The following is an 18,552-nucleotide window of genomic DNA, read 5'->3' as shown; positions in this document are numbered from 1 at the left end:
CCCGGCTGTGCTCGAAACGGACCGAACATGTCTTTACGCATGCGTTCCGCACGGTGTTCTCGTGACACCGGTGACTGTCCGCGCCCCCGCCCGGCTTGCGAGTCTCATGGCCGGGCCACGAAGGGGGACGCATGGACAAGCGGTACGAGGTGTACGCGCTGGCGGACGCTCACTTCTACGAGACGCCCGACCGGCTCGCCGCCGGCGGGGTGGCGGCCTCGCTGTTCGACACGGCGCGCCGGCCGGTACCGGGGGGCTGGTCCTCGGGACGCGTCGGCGACTGGCTGACGATGACGCCGCTCGACGCCGACGGCAGCCCGGCGGCGGGCCCGGACCAGGGCTGGAAGATCCACGCCTCGGCCACCCGGGAGAACGCGGAGCGGATCGCGGCGATCGTGTGGGACTACTGCGTCGCGCACCGCGTCCCCTTCAAGTTCGTGCCGGGACCGCACCTGCTGCATCTGCGCAACACCAAGTACGCCGGCCGCGACACCAGCGGCAAGTTCGTCACGGTGTACCCGCGCGACGAGGAACAGCTGCACCGGGTGCTGCGGGAACTGGGCGCGCTGCTGGACGGCTTCGAGGGGCCGTACATCCTCACCGACCTGCGCTGGCACGACGGCCCGCTGTACGTCCGCTACGGCGCGTTCGCGCGCAGGTACGTCGTCGACGAGCGCGGCTCGCTCGTGCCGGCGGTGCGCGACGGGTCGGGGACCCTGGTCCCGGACCGGCGGGCGCCCTCCTTCCAGACCCCCGGATGGGTGACGCTGCCCGCGTTCCTGGAACCGCATCTCGCGGCCCGCAACACGACGACGGTGGGCGAGCTGCCCTACCGCATCGACAAGGCGCTGCACTTCTCCAACGGCGGCGGGGTGTACCAGGGCGTCGACACCCGCGACGGGCGCGCGGTGGTGCTGAAGGAGGGGCGGCCGCACGCCGGACTGGCCTCGGACGGCGCGGACGCGATATCCCGGCTGGAGCGGGAGAGGGAGGCCCTGGAGGCGCTGGCCGGCACGGGGGCGGCACCCGAGGTGCGGGACTGGTTCACCCTGGGCGACCACCGCTTCCTGGTCATGGACCTCGTGCCGGGCCGAACGCTCAACTCCTTCTTCGCCGAACGGCATCCGCTGCTCTCCCCCGACCCGGATCCGGCGGCCGTCGCCGCGTACACGGCGTGGGCGGTGCGCGTGCACCGGGCGGTGGAGCGTGCCGTGCGGACGGTCCACTCGCGCGGGATCGTCTTCAACGACCTGCACGTCTTCAACATCATGGTCGCGCCCGACGAGGAGTCGGTGTGCCTGATCGACTTCGAGGCGGCGGCCCCGGCCGGCCACAACGGCCGCCAGGTCGTGGCGCACCCCGGGTTCTTCGCCCCGCCCGACCGCCGGGGCGCCGATGTCGACCGCTATGCGCTGGCCTGTCTGCGGCTCGCCCTGTTCCTGCCCGTCACCACGCTGTTCGTGGTGGACCGGGGCAAGGCGGCCCATCTGGCGGAGGTGATCGCGGAGCAGTTCCCGGACGTCCCGCCGGAGTTCCTGGACGAGGCGGTCGCGGAGATCACCCGCTCCGTGCGCAGCGACCCGCACGCCGCCCCGGACGATGCCGGGAACGCGACCCGGACGGCCGGGCGGGTCACGCGCGTGCCGTCGGCGCCGGCCTTCCGGCTGGAGCCCGGCGACTGGCCGCACAGCCGTGACTCGATGGTCAAGGCGATCCTCGCCTCCGCGACCCCGGACCGCGCCGACCGGCTCTATCCCGGGGACGTCGCCCAGTTCTCCGACGGCGGCGGGCTCGGCCTGGCGCACGGCGCGGCCGGCGTCCTGTACGCGTTGGCGGCGACCGGCGCGGAGCGTCACGAGGAGGGCGAGCGCTGGCTCCTGGACCGTACGGCCCCGCCGCCCACCGGCACCCCGCTCGGGCTGTACGACGGGCTCGCGGGCGTCGCCCATGTGCTGGACCTGCTGGGACACCGCGGGCGCGCCCTCGACCTGATCGACGGCATACTCCGCGAGCGGTGGCAGAACCTCTCCTCCGACCTGCACGGCGGCCTGGCGGGGCTGGGGCTCGTCCTCGCCGGTTTGGCCCGCCGCACCGGCGAGCCGGAGCTGCGCGAGCGGGCGGCCGAGGCCGCCGACATCCTCGTACGGCGGCTCGCCGAACCGGTGCCGGACACCGCCGGGCGACGCCGGGCCGGGCTGCTGCGGGGTGCGAGCGGGCCCGCCCTGTTCCTGCTCCGTCAGTACGAGGAGAGCGGCGACCGGGAGCAACTGGCGGCGGCGGGCGCCGCGCTGCGCCGGGACCTGGCGTGCTGCGCGGAGCGAGAGGGAGGCGCGGTGGAGGTCGACGAGGGGTGGCGGACGCTGCCCTACCTGGGCGACGGCAGCGCGGGGGTGGGCATGGTGCTCGACGACCTCGTGTCCCATGTCCCGGACGTCGGCGCGGAGTTCGCGCGGGCCCGGGCCGGCATCCGCACCGCGGCAACCTGCCGCTTCTACGCGCAGCCCGGTCTCTTCCAGGGCCGCGCCGGCATGATCCTGCACCTCGCCCGCACCACCGAACCCGGCGCTACCCGGGCACGCCTCGACGAGCAGATCGCCGCGCTGGGCTGGCTCGCGATGCCCTACCAGGGCCAGCTCGCCTTCCCCGGGCACCAGATGATGCGGCTTTCCATGGACCTCGGCACGGGCACCGCGGGCTGTCTGCTCGCCCTGTCCGCCGCCCTCGACGCGGACGGCACGGGCCCCGGCGCCCACCTGCCGTTCCTTCCGCCGCCGCACCGGCGGCCCTCATGACGCGGCTCCCCGACGCATGACGGAGTCGTGACGCAACCCGTCCCCACGGGACGCAGCCATCCAACCGACGAAAGGACACACCATGGCCCTTCTCGACCTGCAGACGATGGAATCCGACGAGCACACCGGCGGCGGCGGCAACAGCACCGTCAGCCTGCTGTCGTGCGTCAGCGCGGCGAGCGTCCTGCTCTGTCTCTGACGGGCACGAACCGCACGACCCGCACCACCCGCACGACGCGTTCGCAGACGTCGTCGTGCTGACCGCCCCGGGCGGCCCGCTCCCCCACGAGGGAGGGGCCGTCCGGGGTCCTCCCCTCCCCGGGTCCCCGAGAACGCACGGGAGCAGCATGCCGACGGACCGGACCACCGACGACGGGCTGCTCGGCGCGGCGGCCCGGCACAGCGGCTCGCGTTGCGCGGCCCTGGGGCTGGTGGGCGTCCTGGCGACGGGCGCCGGACTGCTCCTGCCGGCCGCCCTCGGCCGGGCCCTGGATCTGCTGCTCGCCCACGCCCCCGCGACCCGCTGGGTGCTGTACTGCGCGGCTCTGATGCTGCTGCTGACCGTGCTGGACGCGTGCGAGACCGTCCTCGGCGGCACGCTCGACGCCCGCAGCACCGCCTTCCTGCGCCGCAGGGTCACCGGTCACGTCCTCGCCGCAGGCCCGCGGGTCGCCGTCCGCTTCGGGGCGGGCGACCTCGTGGCGCGGCTGGTCGGCAACGCCGCGCAGGCGGGTACGGGGCCCGGCGCCCGCGCCGCGCTGGCGGCCGCGCTCGCCGGACCCGTGGGGGCGGTGGCGGCGCTCGCCGTCCTCGACCCGTGGCTCGCGGCCGTCTTCCTGACCGGCGCGCCCCTCCTGGCCCTGCTGCTGCGCGCGCTCGCCCGCGACACCTCGGCGGCCGCGGCCGGTTACCAGCGGGCACAGGGGCGGATCGCCGACGCGCTGGCCGAGGCGATCGACGGCGCCCGCACGATCCGCGCGGCCGGCACGGCGGACCGCGACACGGCACGCGTCCTGCGCCCGCTGCCCGAGCTGTCGCAGGCCGGCCGGCGCATGTGGCGGGTGCAGGGCCGGGCGGCGGCGCAGGCCGTCACGGTGGCGCCGCTGCTGCACCTCGGCGTCGTCGCCGTGGCGGGCCTGCTGCTCACCCGGCACCGGCTGTCGCCGGGCGACGTGCTCGCCGCGTCGCGCTACGCCGTGCTGGCGACCGGCGTCGGCGTGCTGGTGGGACAGCTGTCCGGCCTGGCCCGGTCCCGGGCGGCCGCCGCCCGCCTGGGCGAGGTCCTGGCGGAGCCCGCCCGGGCCTACGGCGACCGCCGTCTCCCGCCGGACGGTCCGGGCCGGCTGGAGTTGCGCGGGGTGAGCGCCCGCCGCGGCGGCCGTACGGTCCTGGACGGCCTCGACCTGGTCGTGCCGGGCGGCACGACCCTGGCCCTGGTGGGCCGCTCGGGCGCGGGCAAGTCCCTGCTGGCCGCGCTCGCGGGCCGGCTCGCCGACCCGGACGCCGGGGAGGTCCTGCTGGACGGCGTCCCGCTCACCGCCCTCCCCCGGTCCGTTCTGCGGGCGGAGATCGCCCAGGCCTTCGACCGCCCGGCCCTGCTGGGCGCGACCGTCGAGGACACCCTCGCCCTGAGCGCCCCCGGCCGCGCCCCCTCCCCCGCCCGGGTCCGCGAGGCCGCCCGCACCGCCCGCGCGGACGACTTCGTCCGCCGCCTGCCCGACGGCTACGCCACGCTCTGCGCCGACGCCCCGCACTCCGGCGGCGAGGCCCAGCGCCTCGGCCTGGCACGCGCGTTCGCGCACGGCGGCCGCCTGCTCATCCTCGACGACGCCCTCTCCAGCCTCGACACGATCACCGAACGCCAGGTCACGGACGTCGTGTTCGGTCCCGCGACGGCCGCCACCCGGCTCGTCACCGCCCACCGCGCCACCACGGCAGCCCGCGCCGACCGGGTGGCCTGGCTGGACGGCGGACGCGTCCGCGCCGTGGGCACCCACCGGGAGCTGTGGCGGCTGCCGGAGTACCGGGCGGTCTTCGGCGCGGGAGGCGAGCCGACGGCCGACGCGCGGCCCGGGAACGGCGCGCGGTCCACCGGCGGCGAGGGCCCGGAGGGGGGCCGATGAGCACCGGTCGGGGCGGGCGACACGGGTTCGCCGTACGCGCGGGGCGGTTCCTGGCGCGACGGCGGTGGGCGCTGGTACGGCTCACCGGATGGTCGGTGCTGGAGGCCGGACAGACCTTCCTGCTCGGATACGCCCTGGCCCGGGCGCTGGACGACGGTTTCCTCGCCGGACGCGCCGACGTGGGGCTGTGGTGGCTCGGGGCCGCCGGGCTCGGGGTGCTCGCGGGGGCGTACGGCACCGCACGGGTGTACGGCGCGGTCGCCGCGCTGGTCGAACCGCTCCGGGACGGGCTGGTCGCCGGGGTGGTGCGGCGGGGGGTGCGCGAGGCGGACCGCGGGGCGCTGTCGGGTCTCACCCAGCAGGTGGAGATCGCCCGGGACGCCTTCGCCGGGCTGATCATGGTCTCCCGCTCGTTCGTGTTCACCTCCGTCGGCGCGCTGGCCGGTCTGAGCTCGCTCGCGCCGCCGCTGCTGCTGGTCGTCGCGCCCCCGCTGGCCGCCGGGGTGGCGCTGTTCGCGGTGACCCTCGGTCCGCTGGCCCGACGGCAGGAGGCGTTCCTCCGCGCGGACGAGGCGCTGGCGAAGGGTCTGGGCACCGTCTGCCCGGGCCTGCGGGACGTCACGGCGGCCGGCGCGGAGGACCGGATCGCCGCCGAAACGGCCGTCCTGGTCGACGCCGAGCTGCGCGCGGCACGCGCCCTGGCCCGATGGGGCGTGGCCCGCGTGGTGTGCCTCGCGCTGGGCGGCCACCTTCCCCTGCTCCTGCTGCTGGCCGGCGCCCCCTGGCTCCTGGCCCACGATGTGACCCCCGGCGCGCTGGTCGGCGCCCTCGCCTATGTGACGCAGTCCCTGCTCCCGGCACTGACCGGCCTCATCCACGGCCTGGGCACGAGCGGCTCACGCCTCACCGTCGTCCTGCGCCGTCTGGCGGCACCCGAGGAGAAGACCGGCACGCCCCCTCCCGACGGCGCCGGCCGACCGACCACCGCCCCACCCCCACACCACGACCCGCCCCCGACCCCGCCGCTCGGCCCTGCGAACAGCTCGCCCCACGGACCGGCGGATGTACGGGCGGTGGGGGGTGCACCGTCCGTCGCCGCTCTCTCCTTGGACGCCCTCTCCTTCGCGTACGGACCCGCCTCCGCGCCCGTCGTCGACGGCCTCACGCTGAGTCTGCCCGCCGGGGCGCATCTGGCCGTGGCGGGTCCCAGCGGGGTGGGGAAGTCGACGCTGACCGGCCTGGTCGCCGGGCTGCTGACACCCGTGGGCGGGGAGATCCGGATCTGCGGCCGGCCGGTGCCGGGCGCCGAGGCCGCCGCGCGGCGCGTGCTCATCCCCCAGGAGGCGTACGTGTTCGGCGGCACCCTCGGCGAGAACCTCGGGCACCTGCGGCCGGATCCCGTGCCCGAGGAGGAGCTGCGCGCCGCCGCCGCGGCGGTCGGGCTGGCCCCGCTGATGGACGCGCTGGGCGGGCCGGGGGCGTGGATCGACCCGGCGGCGCTGTCGGCGGGCGAGCGCCAGCTGATCGCGCTCACCCGCGCGTACCTGTCGTCCGCCCCGCTCGCCCTCCTCGACGAGGCGACCTGTCACCTGGACCCGGAGGCCGAGGCGCGCGCCGAGCGGGCCTTCGCGGCCCGGCCGGGCGGCACCCTGGTCGTCGTCGCCCACCGCGTCAGCTCGGCCCTGCGCGCCGACCGGGTGCTGGTCATGGACGGTCCGCGCACGACGTACGGAACGCACGACGAGGTGCTGCGCCGCTCCCCCCTCTACCGTGACCTGGTCGCCGGCTGGACGGCTGCGGACGGCGGGACGGCCGGGGACGGCGGACGGGCGTCACAGCCAGCCCTGCCCCTGCGAGATGCGGATGGCGTCGACGCGGTTGCGCGCGCCGGTCTTGCGGGTGATCGCCGCCATGTAGTTGCGCACGGTCCCGTGGGACAGGTGCAGGCTCCCGGCGATCTCCGCGACGGAGGCGCCCTCGGCGGCGAGGGTCAGCACGCTTAACTCCCGACGGGTCAGCGGCATCTCGGCGGCCTTGAGGAAACCGAACCCCAGCGACTCGGTGACGAAACGTTCCCCCTGAGCGACCCTGCGGATGCCCCGCAGCAGTTGCTCCGGCGTGCCCGCCTTGTCGACGTACCCGAGCGCCCCCGCCTCCAGCGCCCGTTTCAGCAGGCCCGGCCGGTGCGCACTGGCCAGGACCAGCAGCCGCGGCGGCGGCGTCCCGCCGCCGCGCGGGCAGAGGTCGCCCAGCGGTGGAATGCCGTACGCGTCGTCCGAGCAGTCGAGGTCCGCCGCGCACACGTCCGGCCGGACCGCCCCGACGCGGCCCGGCGCGCTGCGCCACGGAGTGTCCTCGACCCGCAGATCGGGCTGCCTGGACAGCCATTGCGAGAGGACCGATCTGACCAGACACACGTCGTGCACCAGAAGTACCCGGATCACTGCCGCCCCTTCAGCTCGCCGTACGCCGGCTCGTGGTGGTGAACGCGTGCCCATTGTTGGGCTCCGGGACCGCTCCACGGGCACGAAGATCCGGCCATCAGGGTGCGCGGGGGCGCACATGGGGCGGTCGTACGCCGTCGCGCGCTTCGGCCGAGGGGGCATGGAGCCGGCTCCGCGGGGTACGGGACGGCGGCTCCCGGCGGGGCCGTTCGCCGTGCGCGTCGCGCCGGCAGGGGGCAGATTTGGAGCCGGACATCCGCGCGACGCCGGGCGAGGAGGTGGTCGGCGTGCCCGAGCAGACCTCCGGCCAGGCCCCGGCGACCGTATGGGCGCCGGGCGGCCGGCCGCTGCTCTCCCTCGCGCTGACCTCGATGATGGACGCGGTCGGCGCGCACTCCGGCGCCGTGTACCTGCGTCCCGGCGACGGGACGGTCCTGGAGATGGCGGTGATGGCGGGGCTGCCCCGGTCCTTCGCCGCGCCCTGGGAGCGGGTCGGGCTGAGCGCGCCGATCCCGGTCGCCGAAGCGGTGCGCGAACGCCGGCTGGTGTGGGTGGGCGGAGAGGAGGAGATGGCCCGACGGTATCCGCGCATCGCGGTCGTCCTGCCGTACCCGTTCGCCCTCGCCGCGCTGCCCGTGGCCACCGGGACCCGGGCGTACGGCGCGGTCTTCGTCACCTGGCCCGGCTCCCACCCGCCGGAGCTGTCCGAGCGGGAGCGGCGGGAGCTGACGTCGGCCTGCGAGCGGCTCGCGCTGCGGCTGGAGCGCGCGGCGGCGCAGAATCGCGCGGTGCGGGCCGAGGCCGACGTGCTGGACTCCGGCCCGTTGGGCGGCGTCTCCGACACGCTGGGCACCGTGGAGGCGGCGCGGATGGTGGCCCGGCTGCCGTACGGGATGTGCTCACTGGATCTGAGCGGACGGGTGGGGTTCGCGAACGCCGCCGCCGCCGAGATGCTCGGCGTGCCGGTGAGCGGGCTGCTGGGCTCGCAGTTGTGGGCGGCGGTGCCGTGGCTCAACGATCCCATGTACGAGGAGCGCTACCGGGCGGCGCTGATCGGTCAGGACGCCACCTCCTTCGTCGCCCTGCGCCCGCCCTCCGAGTGGCTGTCGTTCCGGCTGTATCCGAGCACCACCGGCATCAGCGTGCGGATCAGCCGGGCCCGGTCCGTGTCGCAGATGGGGCCGGCCGAGGCCCGCTCCGGGGACGCGCCGACCCGGCTGGTGTCGATGTCGCAGGCGCTGAGCCTGGCCGGGGCGCTCACCGAGACGGTGAGCGTGCAGGACGTGGTGGGGATGGTGGCGGACGAGATCGCGCCGGCGGTGGGCAGCCGGGCGCTGGCGTTGCTCGGCGCGCGGGCCGGCCGGCTGCACGTGCTCGGGCACCACGGATATCCCGACCCGGCCACGGTGGAGCAGTTCGACGGGATGTCGCTGACCGCCCCGACGCCGGGCGCTCGCGCCGTCTCCCACGGTGTGCCGGCCTTCTTCGACTCCCCGCAGCAGTTGCGGCGCCTGTACCCGGACCGGCCCGGCGCCCCCGACGGCTTCGGCTCCTGGGCCTACCTGCCGTTGATCGCCTCCGGCCGTCCGGTGGGCGCCTGTGTGCTGGCCTACGCCGAGCCGCACCCGTTCTCCACGCACGAGCGCGCGGTGCTCACCAGCCTGGCCGGGCTGATCGCGCAGGCCCTGGACCGCGCCCTGCTGTACGACACCAAGCACCGGCTGGCGCACGGACTGCAGGCGGCGCTGCTGCCGCCGTCCCTTCCGCGGCTGGCCGGCATCGAGGCGACCGCCCGCTATCTGCCCGCCACGCGGGGCATGGAGATCGGCGGGGACTTCTACGACCTGGTGCCCTCGCCGCCGCTCGCGGCGGCCGTGATCGGCGACGTGCAGGGACACAACGTGACGGCGGCCGGTCTGATGGGGCAGCTGCGCACCGCCGTCCGCGCCTACACGACGGTGGGCCAGGAGCCGGCCGAGGTCATGCGCAGCACCAACCGGCTGCTGATCGACCTCGGCTCCGACCTGCTCGCGAGCTGTCTGTACCTGCGGCTCGACCCGGCCGGCGGCCGGGCGGTGATGGCCCGGGCCGGTCATCCCCCGCCGCTGCTGCGCCGGCCGGACGGTCGTGTCCGGGTCCTGGACCTGGCGGGCGGGCCGCTGCTGGGCATCGACGCCTCGGCGACGTACCCGACGACGGAGGTGGAGCTCTCCCCCGGCTGTGTTCTCGCCCTGTACACGGACGGGCTCGTCGAGAAGCCCGGGGTGGACATCGAGGAGGCGGTGGCCGAGCTGGGGCGGCGGCTCGCCGAGCGCGGGGACCGTCCGCTGGAGGAGCTGGCCGACGAGCTGGTGGGGCGCTACGCGGAGACCGAGGACCGGATCGACGACGTGGCTCTGCTGCTGCTGCGAGCCCGAGAAGGCGGCTGAGGGGCGGCCGAGGAGACGGCTGAGGGGGCGCCACCGGGGGCGGACGCGCGGACGGTCCGGCCCTCGCCGGAGGACCGGACCGTTCGGATGCCGCTGGGTCAGTGCGACTCGGTCACACCCGCGCCGTCCTGGTTGTTGTCGTTCTGGTTCTGGCGGCCGTTCTGCTTGCCGCCGTCCTGGTTCTGCTTGCCGCCGTTCTGGTCCGCACCGCCGTCGGCAGCCGCGTCGCCGCCGCCCTGAACGGCCTCGCCCGTGTTGTCGTCGATACCGTCACCGTTCTGGTCCACCGCACCGGCACCGGCACCCGCGCCGCCGCCCTGGACGGCCTCACCGGTGTTGTCGTCGATGCCGTCACCGTTCTCGTCCACCGCACCGGCACCCGCACCCGCGCCGCCGCCCTGAACGGCCTCACCGGTGTTGTCGTCGATACCGTCACCGTTCTCGTCCACCGCACCGGCACCCGCCTGCCCGCCGCCGACCGCGTCACCGGCACCGGCGCCGCCGTCGCCGAGAGTCGCGCCGACCGCCGCCAGCGCGGTGGTCACCGGCTGGAAGAAGGTCTCGCCGCCGACCGTGCAGTCACCGCTGCCGCCCGACGTCAGACCGATCGCCTGACCGTCCTGGGTGAAGAGCGAGCCGCCGCTGTCGCCGGGCTCGGCGCAGACGTCGGTCTGGATGAGGCCGGTGACCGTGCCCTCGGGGTAGTTCACCGTGGCGTCGAGGCCGAGCACCTGACCGTCCTTGAGGCCGGTGGTGCTGCCCATCCGGAAGACCTGCGTGCCGACGGTCGCCTCGGCCGCCTGGCTGATCGCGACCTTCTGCTGACCGGTGTTGACCTCGCTGGGCGCCTGGGTGTTCGCGTCGTCGTACTTCACAAGCGCGAAGTCGCCGTCGCCGGGGAACGTCGCCTGGTCCACGGTGGCGATCGGCTGGCCGTTCTCGGAGTCGGCCCACTGCTTGGCCGCGACACCGCAGTGACCAGCCGTCAGGAACGCCGGGGAGCCGTCGCCCGCCGTCACGTTGAAGCCGAGGGAGCAGCGCGCCCCGCCGCCGAATATCGCGTCGCCGCCGGAGACGAGCGGCCTGAGGGTGCCGGCCGACTTCTTGATGGTCGCCATGCCCGAGCCGAGGGACTGCACGGTCGAGTCGACCCGGTCCCACTTCTTGCCGGTGACGGTGGAGTCGGCGGTGACGAGGATCTTGTTCGTCCTCGGGTCGACGGCCCAGGAGGTGCCCGGGACGGTCGCCCTCGTCTTCAGCGTCTTGGCGGCCGCCTCGAGTTCGGCCGTGCTGTTCTCCACCTCGCGGACCTTGGCGCCCGCCTTCTCGGCCTGCGCCACGACGTTGTTCTTGTCGCCGGAGACGTTCACGACGTTGACGACCAGCTGCTTGCCGGCGTCGTCATAGTACGAACCGGCGAAGGCGTCACCGAGCAGCTTCTCGAGCTGGGACGCGAGGTCCGAGGCGTCGCCCGCCTTCAGGGTCTTCACCGAGGCGGCTGCGCCTGCGCCGCCGTCCTGGGAGGCGTTGGCCTGGGGAAGCAGGATGGCCGCCGCTCCGAGGGCCGCCACACCGCCTGCCGCGATGATGGCCTTGCGCTTCGTAACTCGCTTGTGACTCAAAAAACTCGACCTCCTGGGGGGACGGGGTCTGACTGCCGGTGTCGGCAGCTCCGTACATCCGTACAGCGGCGCCTGGTTGGCCATGGGTACGCAGGCGGCACGCGGGGCGTTCAATCGCGATTGCCAACTTCCTTTGCGAAACGCTGAATCGGCCATGACCCGCGACCGGCTCCGCGGGCCGGGGAGCAATCGCCCATATGGCGATGACGACCGCCGAAGCCGACAAGATCCTTTCCAGGGGTTTCGCGGCCTCGTCGCTCGCGCCGGGCCCGTCCGCCCCGGCCCAGGGAAAGGACCCGCCCGTTCCGCTTCCTCACTGGTCAACGACGCTCGCACCGGACGCCCGGGCACCGCGACGGCGGGCGTCCACGGGCGTCGCGACCCCGGGGCAGGCGAGCGGTGCGCAGACCTCCGGGCAGACCGGCCGAGGGGTTCCCTCCGATGGCCGACGGCGCGTCAGACGCCGCACGACGTCGGCCGGATCCGCGCACTGTGGCCGATTCCCATGCCTCGCGGACGACCGGATGCCCACACGTTCCGCATCCCTCCGGTGACCCTGCGTCGAGAAGGCGCGATGGAATCCCCGCTTCAGGAAATCTGCACAGCGCACGCCCAAGCGGGTCACCGTCGGGGCGGGTTCTGCACATCTGCGAAGCCCCGGCCGGGCCATTGGGGCCGGAGTGTCGGATTCGCCGCGAGGATGCAGGACGCTCATCCGAGCGAAGGCCGTCCGAGGTGTGAAGAAGTCGGCCCCAAGGCGTGGCCGCACCTGCACGGTTTGACGCTCCTGTGACGCAAGTGCCCAGGTGAGAGCGGTGATTGATTGGATGTCCGAGCCGTGGACCTGCTTTAGTCCAACGCACCGCAGGCCGCCGCGGTCTTCCGGAGACGGGAGCCCGGCGCCGGCGTTCGCGGCCGTCGTCTGTCCCCCAGAGGGGGCCGCTCCCCCTTATGAATACCCATGTGAAGGGAAGTCCCCCCATGAACTCCACCCCCCAGGTTGAGACCGTCGAGATCTCCGACGCCGAGCTGGACAACGTCTCCGGCGGTCTGGCCCTGAACGCCCTCGGCACCGTCACCGGCCTGGTGGACGGCATCGCCCCCGTCTCGACCCTGGTCGACACGGCCGTCGGCACCGTCGAGGGCGTCACCGGCCTGAGCACCGCCCCGGTCACCAACCTGGTCGCCGGTCTCTGATCGCGCCCTTGTGACCCGTTGAGTCCCGGAGCCGTCACCCGGCTCCGGGACTCGTCGGTGCGCCGAGACACCCAGGGAAGTCCTGTGCAGTTCCGTCAACAGGCCCTCGCCAAGCTCCAGTCTCCGGAGGAACTCGACCTGCCGGTGCGTTTCGCACGCCCGCAGGGCCGGCTGGTGCTGTCCGTGACGGTGGCCGTCCTGGCGGCCGCGTCCGTGTGGGCGGTGACCGGGTCGGTCACGTCCACGGTGGACGCACCCGCCGTCCTCACCCACGGCGAGGGCAGCTACCTCCTGCAGAGCCCCGTCGCCGGCCAGGTCGTCGCCGTCCTCGCGAAGGAGGGCGAACGGCTGCCCGCCGACGCCCCCGTGCTGAAGGTGCGCACGGCCGAGGGCGTCACCGTGGTGCGCACGGTCGCCGCGGGCCGGATCACCGCGCTCGCCGCCTCCATCGGACAGATCATCTCCACCGGCGCGAACGTGGCCGCCGTCGAGAAGATCGCCGGCGCCGGCGATCCGCTGTACGCCACGGTGTACGTCCCGGCGGAGAACGCGGCCTCGATCCCCGAGGACGCGGCCGTCGACCTCACCGTGCAGACCGTGCCGTCCCAGCAGTACGGCGTGCTGCGCGGCCGGGTGAAGTCGGTGGACCGCACGGCCCAGTCGGCGCAGCAGATCGCCGCGTTCCTGGGCGACAGCCAACTGGGCGAGCAGTTCAGCGAGGAGGGCCGCCCCGTGGCGGTCCTGGTCCGCCTCGAGACGTCCTCGGCGACCAAGAGCGGATACCGGTGGTCGTCCGCGGGCGGACCGCCGTACGGACTCGCCTCCATGACCACGGCCACGGGCTCGATCCGGCTGGCCGACCAGCATCCCGTCGATTGGCTGCTCCCGTGACCGCCGCCGGACAGACACGTGGCCGACGGCGGGCCGCGCCGCCCCGGCGCCCGGTCCCCAGGAGCCGGGTGAAGACCGTCCGCACACCCACGGTGCTGCAGATGGAGGCCGTGGAGTGCGGGGCCGCCTCCCTCGCCATGGTCCTCGCCCACTACGGCCGGCACGTCCCGCTGGAGGAGCTGCGCATCGCGTGCGGGGTCTCCCGGGACGGTTCACGCGCGAGCAACCTGCTGAAGGCGGCCCGCAGTTACGGACTGACGGCCAAGGGCATGCAGATGGACCTGGCCGCGCTCGCCGGGGTCGGCACGCCGGCGATCCTCTTCTGGGAGTTCAACCACTACGTCGTCCACGAGGGCCTGGGCCGGCGCTTCGGCCGCCGCGGCGTGTTCGTCAACGACCCCGCCAAGGGCCGGCGGTTCGTGCCCATGGAGGACTTCGACGGCAGCTTCACCGGCGTCGTGCTGGTGCTGGAGCCGGGTGAGGACTTCGAGCGGGGCGGACGCAGGCCCGGTGTGCTGGGCGCGATGCCGGCCCGGCTGCGCGGCACCGCGGGCACCCTGCCGGCCGCCGTGCTGGCGAGCCTGCTGCTGGTTCTGGTGGGCGCGGCGGTGCCGGCGCTGAGCCGGACCTGGATCGACACGTTCCTGATCGGGGGTCAGACCTCGCTGCTGGGCGTGCTGTTCGCGTCGATGGGCGCGTGCGTGGCGCTCACGGTCGCGCTGACCTGGCTCCAGCAGGCCAACCTCCACCACGGCCGGATCATCTCCTCGACGCTGTCCAGCGCCCGCTTCCTGCGGCATCTGCTGCGGCTGCCGGTGACCTTCTTCTCCCAGCGCAGCCCGGCCGACCTGGTCCAGCGTCTGCAGTCGAACGACGCCGTCGCCGAGACCCTGGCCCGCGACCTGGCGTCGGCGGGCGTGGACGCGGTGGTCGTCGTCCTGTACGCCTTCCTCCTCTACAGCTACGACCCGCAGTTGACGTACGTCGGCGTCGGGGTGGCGCTGCTGAACATCGTCGCCATGCGGATCGTCGTGCGGATGCGGGCGACCCGCACGGCGAAGCTGCGCGCGGACAACGCGCGGCTCACCAACACGGCCTACACCGGGCTGCAGTTGATCGAGACGATGAAGGCGACCGGCGGCGAGGACGGCTACTTCCGCAAGTGGGCCGGGCAGCACGCGACCACCCTGGAGGAGCAGCAGCGGCTCGGGGTGCCGAGCGCCTGGCTGGGCGTGGTGGCGCCGACCCTCGCGACGCTCAACAGCGCGCTGATCCTGTGGATCGGCGGGATGCGCGCGATCGAGGGCCATGTCTCGGTGGGTCTGCTGGTCGCCTTCCAGGCGCTGGTCGCCCGTTTCACGGCGCCGCTGACCCGCCTCAACGGCGTGGCGGGCCGCATCCAGGACTTCGCCGCGGACGTGGCCCGGTTGAAGGACGTGGAGAACTTCCGCGCCGACCCGCTCTACGACCGTCGCGAGGGCGCCGACTCCACGCGCCGGCTGCGCGGTCACGTCGAGCTGGAGAACATCTCGTTCGGCTACAGCCCGCTGGACAAGCCGCTGCTGACCGGCTTCGACCTGACCGTCGGGCCCGGGCAGCAGGTGGCGCTGGTGGGCGGCTCCGGCAGCGGCAAGTCGACGGTGTCGCGGCTGATCTCGGGCCTGTACGCGCCCTGGGAGGGCGTCATCCGGATCGACGGGCAGCGGCTGGAGGACATCGCGCGGGGGGCGCTGGCCTCCTCCGTCTCCTTCGTCGACCAGGAGGTGTTCCTGTTCGAGGGGTCGGTCCGCGACAACGTGGCGCTGTGGGACCCGTCGATCCCCGACGACGCCGTCGAGGACGCGCTGCGCGACGCGGCGCTCCTGGACGTCGTCCTGCGCAGGCCCGGCGGCATCCGCAGCAGGGTGGAGCAGGACGGGCGCAACTTCTCCGGCGGGCAGCGGCAGCGGCTCGAGATCGCGCGGGCGCTGGTGCGCCGGCCCAGCATCCTCGTGCTGGACGAGGTGACCAGCGCGCTGGACGCGGAGACCGAGCAGACGGTGATGGACAACCTGCGCCGGCGCGGCTGTGCGTGCGTGGTGATCGCCCACCGGCTGAGCACGGTGCGCGACAGCGACGAGATCGTCGTGCTCCGGCACGGCACGGTCGTGGAGCGCGGACGGCACGAGGAACTGGTGGCGCGCGGCGGCTCGTACGCGGCCCTGGTCAGGGAGCGATGAGATGACCGCGGTGTCCGAGGGCGAGCTCGACGTCGTGCTCGCCGCGCTGGGCCGGATGGGCTCGCGGATCGACTGCGCCGGCTCGGTCCGCCTCGATCTGGAGGGCCCGCAGGTGCTGTGGCTGGTCGCGTCGGGTGCGCTGGACCTGTTCGCGGTGGACGCCGAACAGCAGGGCCACTGGCACCACTTGGGCCGTCTGGAGGCGGGATCCCTGCTGCTGGGACCGGTCGCCGGGCCCCAGCACACCCTTGTGGCGCGTCCGTTGCGCGACTGCGTGGTGCACCGCGTCGGCCTGCGCGAGCTGTACCAGCCCGCGGACACCCGGACCTGGTCGTACGACGAGTACGGCAACCCCCTTTACGTGCCGCCGACTTCGAGTCCGCTGGAGTACGCGCTCGCCCTCGGTGTCGGCCGCGGTCTGTCGGTCCTCTTCCAGGCGCCGATGGCGACCGAGGGGTCCGCGGAGGTCCAGGACGACGACGTGTTCTGGATGCAGGTCCCGCCGGGCAGTGTGCGGTACGGCTCGCTGTACGGCGAGGAGGCGGCCGCCGACCTGCTGATGGACCCGGCGGTGTGGCAGTCCATGGTGGACCAGCAGTACCGGCTGCTGACCACGCTGGACCGCTGGATCGAGCAGCTGGAACGCGCCCACGAGACCCGTACGGCCGCCGGGATCAAGGCCGGCGAGGCGGTGCGCGCCCAGGCCGACCGGACGCTCCTCGCGTCGATCGGCGGGAAGTCGGGGCAGCGCGCGACGGCCGCCGACGCCGACGCGACCTTCGCCGCCTGCCGGCTGGTGGCGCGGGCCGCGGGGATCGCTCTCGTCGAGCCCGACCGGACGGGCTCCGACGGCGACCGGCTGGACCCGGTCGAGCGGGTCGCCCTCGCCTCGCGGGTGCGGGCCCGGGCCGTCCGCCTCGACGGCCGGTGGTGGCGTGACGACGTGGGGCCGCTGGTCGGGCACCGGGCGCTGTCCGGGGCGCCGGTCGCGTTGCTGTGGCGGCGCGGCGGCTACGTCGCCGTGCATCCGGCGACCGGCCGGGAGACGCCGGTCGAGAAGGCCAACGCGGAGGAGTTCGAGCCGCGGGCCGTGATGTTCTACCGGCCGTTGCCGGAGCGGCGGCTCAGCCCGCTCGGGCTGCTGCGGTTCTGTATGCGGGGCACCGCGGGGGACCTGACGAACCTGCTGCTCAGCGGGTTGGTGACGGTGGCGATAGGGGCGCTGGTGCCGATCGCCACCGGCAAGGTGCTCGGCGAGTACGTGCCGAAGGCCCAGCAGGGTCTGATCGCGCAGGTGTGCCTGTCCGTGATGGTCGCCGGCGTGGTCGCGGCGGCGTTCACGCTGCTGCAGAACCTGACCATCCTGCGGCTGGAGGGCCGGGTCGAGGCGACGCTCCAGCCGGCGGTGTGGGACCGGCTGCTCAGGCTGCCGACGGCTTTCTTCGCCGAGCGGTCCACGGGCGAGCTGGCCAGTGCCGCGATGGGCGTCAGCGCGATCCGCCGGCTGCTGGCGGGGCTCGGCCCGTCGGTCGCCCAGTCCGTCACGATCGGCGCGATGAACCTGGGGCTGCTGCTCTGGTACAGCGTGCCGATGGCACTGGCCGCGATCGGCATGCTGGTCGTGATCGCGTCCGTGTTCCTGGCGCTCGGGCTGTGGCAGATGCGCTGGCAGCGGCGGCTCGTCGTGCTCTCCAACAAGCTGAACAACCAGGCGTTCCAGACGTTGCGCGGGCTGCCGAAACTGCGGGTGGCGGCGGCCGAGAACTACGCGTACGCGGCCTGGGCGGCGCAGTTCGCGCGCAGCCGCGAGCTCCAGCAGCGGCTCGGCCGGATCAAGAACCTGAGCACGGTGCTGGGCTCGGTGTACCTGCCACTGTGCTCGCTGCTGATGTTCATGCTGCTGGCGGGCCCCGCCCGGGGGGCGCTGTCGGCGGCGGACTTCCTCACCTTCAACACCTCCATGACGATGCTGCTCACCTCGGTCACCTCGTTGACCGGCGCGTTCGTGTCGGCGGTGGCCGCGCTGCCGCTGTTCGAGGAGATCCGGCCGGTGCTGGAGGCCACCCCCGAGGTCCGCACCGCCAACACCCGTCCCGGCCCGCTGACCGGCGCGCTCGAGGCCCGCCGGCTCTCCTTCCGCTACTCCGACGACGGTCCCCTCGTCCTCGACGACGTCTCCTTCGAGGTGCGGCCGGGCGAGTTCGTGGCGGTCGTCGGCCCGAGCGGCTGCGGCAAGTCGACCCTGCTGCGGCTGCTCATCGGCTTCGACAGGCCCCTCTCGGGCAGTGTGCTGTACGACGGCCAGGACCTGGCGGCGCTGGACCAGGCGGCGGTGCGCCGGCAGTGCGGGGTGGTGCTCCAGCACGCCCAGCCGTTCACCGGCTCGCTGCTGGACGTGATCTGCGGGACCGGGGCCTACACGCCGGAGGAGGCGATGGCGGCCGCGGAGCTGGCGGGGCTCGCGGAGGACATCAGGCGTATGCCGATGGGGCTGCACACGATCGTCTCCGGCAGCGGGTCCGTCTCGGGCGGTCAGCGTCAGCGGCTGATGATCGCGCAGGCGCTGATCCGGCGGCCGCGCATCCTGTTCTTCGACGAGGCGACCAGCGCCCTCGACAACGAGACGCAGCGCACGGTCATCGAGAGCACCCGCAAGCTCAACGCGACGCGCGTGGTCATCGCGCACCGGCTCTCGACGGTGATGGACGCCGACCGGGTGGTCGTGATGGAGAACGGCAGGATCGCCCAGCAGGGCCCGCCGGCGCAGCTCCTCGCGGACACCGGCGGCCGGCTGCACGAGCTGGTGCGACGCCAGCTGGCGTAGAGCCCGCCGGA

Annotated in this window: 10 protein-coding genes and 1 pseudogene; 9 read left to right on the top strand and 2 right to left on the bottom strand. The window is 74.2% G+C overall.

Going from position 1 to position 18,552, the window contains the following annotated elements:
• Nucleotides 1-131: 131 nt before the first annotated feature.
• From lanKC to QF032_RS36095, 4 genes are all read left to right on the top strand, one after another.
• Nucleotides 132-2,792 (top strand): class III lanthionine synthetase LanKC, encoded by a 2,661-nt coding sequence (gene lanKC, locus QF032_RS36110; protein WP_307048527.1) that lies wholly within the window; start codon nucleotides 132-134, stop codon nucleotides 2,790-2,792.
• Between the two features lie 82 nt (nucleotides 2,793-2,874).
• Entirely contained in the window at nucleotides 2,875-2,991 is a 117-nt protein-coding gene (locus QF032_RS36105) for a SapB/AmfS family lanthipeptide (protein ID WP_095850724.1), read from the top strand.
• A gap of 148 nt (nucleotides 2,992-3,139) precedes the next feature.
• Nucleotides 3,140-4,915 (top strand): ATP-binding cassette domain-containing protein, encoded by a 1,776-nt coding sequence (locus QF032_RS36100; RefSeq protein ID WP_307059387.1) that lies wholly within the window; start codon nucleotides 3,140-3,142, stop codon nucleotides 4,913-4,915.
• Nucleotides 4,912-6,918 carry an ATP-binding cassette domain-containing protein gene (locus QF032_RS36095; RefSeq protein ID WP_307059386.1) on the top strand — a complete coding sequence of 669 codons (2,007 nt, stop codon included), beginning with the start codon at nucleotides 4,912-4,914 and terminating at the stop codon, nucleotides 6,916-6,918. Before QF032_RS36100 ends, QF032_RS36095 begins: the two co-directional genes overlap by 4 nt.
• Here the strand turns inward: QF032_RS36095 and QF032_RS36090 are convergent.
• Nucleotides 6,832-7,413 (bottom strand): annotated as a pseudogene (locus QF032_RS36090) (LuxR C-terminal-related transcriptional regulator); the annotation flags it as partial. The gene QF032_RS36095 and the pseudogene QF032_RS36090 overlap by 87 nt on opposite strands.
• 224 nt (nucleotides 7,414-7,637) lie before the next feature.
• Between QF032_RS36090 and QF032_RS36085 the strand changes: the two are divergent.
• Nucleotides 7,638-9,788, top strand: a complete 2,151-nt coding sequence (locus QF032_RS36085) for a SpoIIE family protein phosphatase (RefSeq protein WP_307050478.1) — start codon at nucleotides 7,638-7,640, stop codon at nucleotides 9,786-9,788.
• Nucleotides 9,789-9,886: 98 nt separating this feature from the next.
• Here QF032_RS36085 and QF032_RS36080 read toward each other — a convergent pair whose 3' ends face one another.
• The gene (locus tag QF032_RS36080) at nucleotides 9,887-11,410 is read right to left on the bottom strand and encodes a S1 family peptidase (protein ID WP_307059385.1); all 1,524 of its coding nucleotides are present in this window, start codon (nucleotides 11,408-11,410) and stop codon (nucleotides 9,887-9,889) included.
• A 981-nt stretch (nucleotides 11,411-12,391) separates the two neighbouring features.
• Between QF032_RS36080 and QF032_RS36075 the strand changes: the two genes are divergently transcribed.
• The 4 genes from QF032_RS36075 (at nucleotide 12,392) to QF032_RS36060 (ending at nucleotide 18,541) form a co-directional block, all read left to right on the top strand.
• Nucleotides 12,392-12,607, top strand: a complete 216-nt coding sequence (locus QF032_RS36075) for a type A2 lantipeptide (RefSeq protein ID WP_307048519.1) — start codon at nucleotides 12,392-12,394, stop codon at nucleotides 12,605-12,607.
• Between the two features lie 84 nt (nucleotides 12,608-12,691).
• On the top strand, nucleotides 12,692-13,498 hold the full coding sequence (locus QF032_RS36070; RefSeq protein WP_306946265.1) for an HlyD family efflux transporter periplasmic adaptor subunit: 807 nt from the start codon (nucleotides 12,692-12,694) through the stop codon (nucleotides 13,496-13,498).
• Nucleotides 13,495-15,717 (top strand): NHLP family bacteriocin export ABC transporter peptidase/permease/ATPase subunit, encoded by a 2,223-nt coding sequence (locus QF032_RS36065; protein ID WP_307059383.1) that lies wholly within the window; start codon nucleotides 13,495-13,497, stop codon nucleotides 15,715-15,717. Before QF032_RS36070 ends, QF032_RS36065 begins: the two co-directional genes overlap by 4 nt.
• A 1-nt stretch (nucleotide 15,718) precedes the next feature.
• Nucleotides 15,719-18,541: an NHLP bacteriocin export ABC transporter permease/ATPase subunit gene (locus QF032_RS36060; RefSeq protein ID WP_307059382.1), complete on the top strand. Its 2,823-nt coding sequence runs from the start codon at nucleotides 15,719-15,721 to the stop codon at nucleotides 18,539-18,541.
• Nucleotides 18,542-18,552 lie beyond the last annotated feature (11 nt).

Origin of the sequence: Streptomyces achromogenes, from assembly GCF_030816715.1 — a bacterium.
GTDB classification, from domain to species: domain Bacteria; phylum Actinomycetota; class Actinomycetes; order Streptomycetales; family Streptomycetaceae; genus Streptomyces; species Streptomyces achromogenes_A.
Note: the sequence above shows the minus strand (reverse complement) of the source record. Positions and strands in the feature narration are given on the sequence as shown.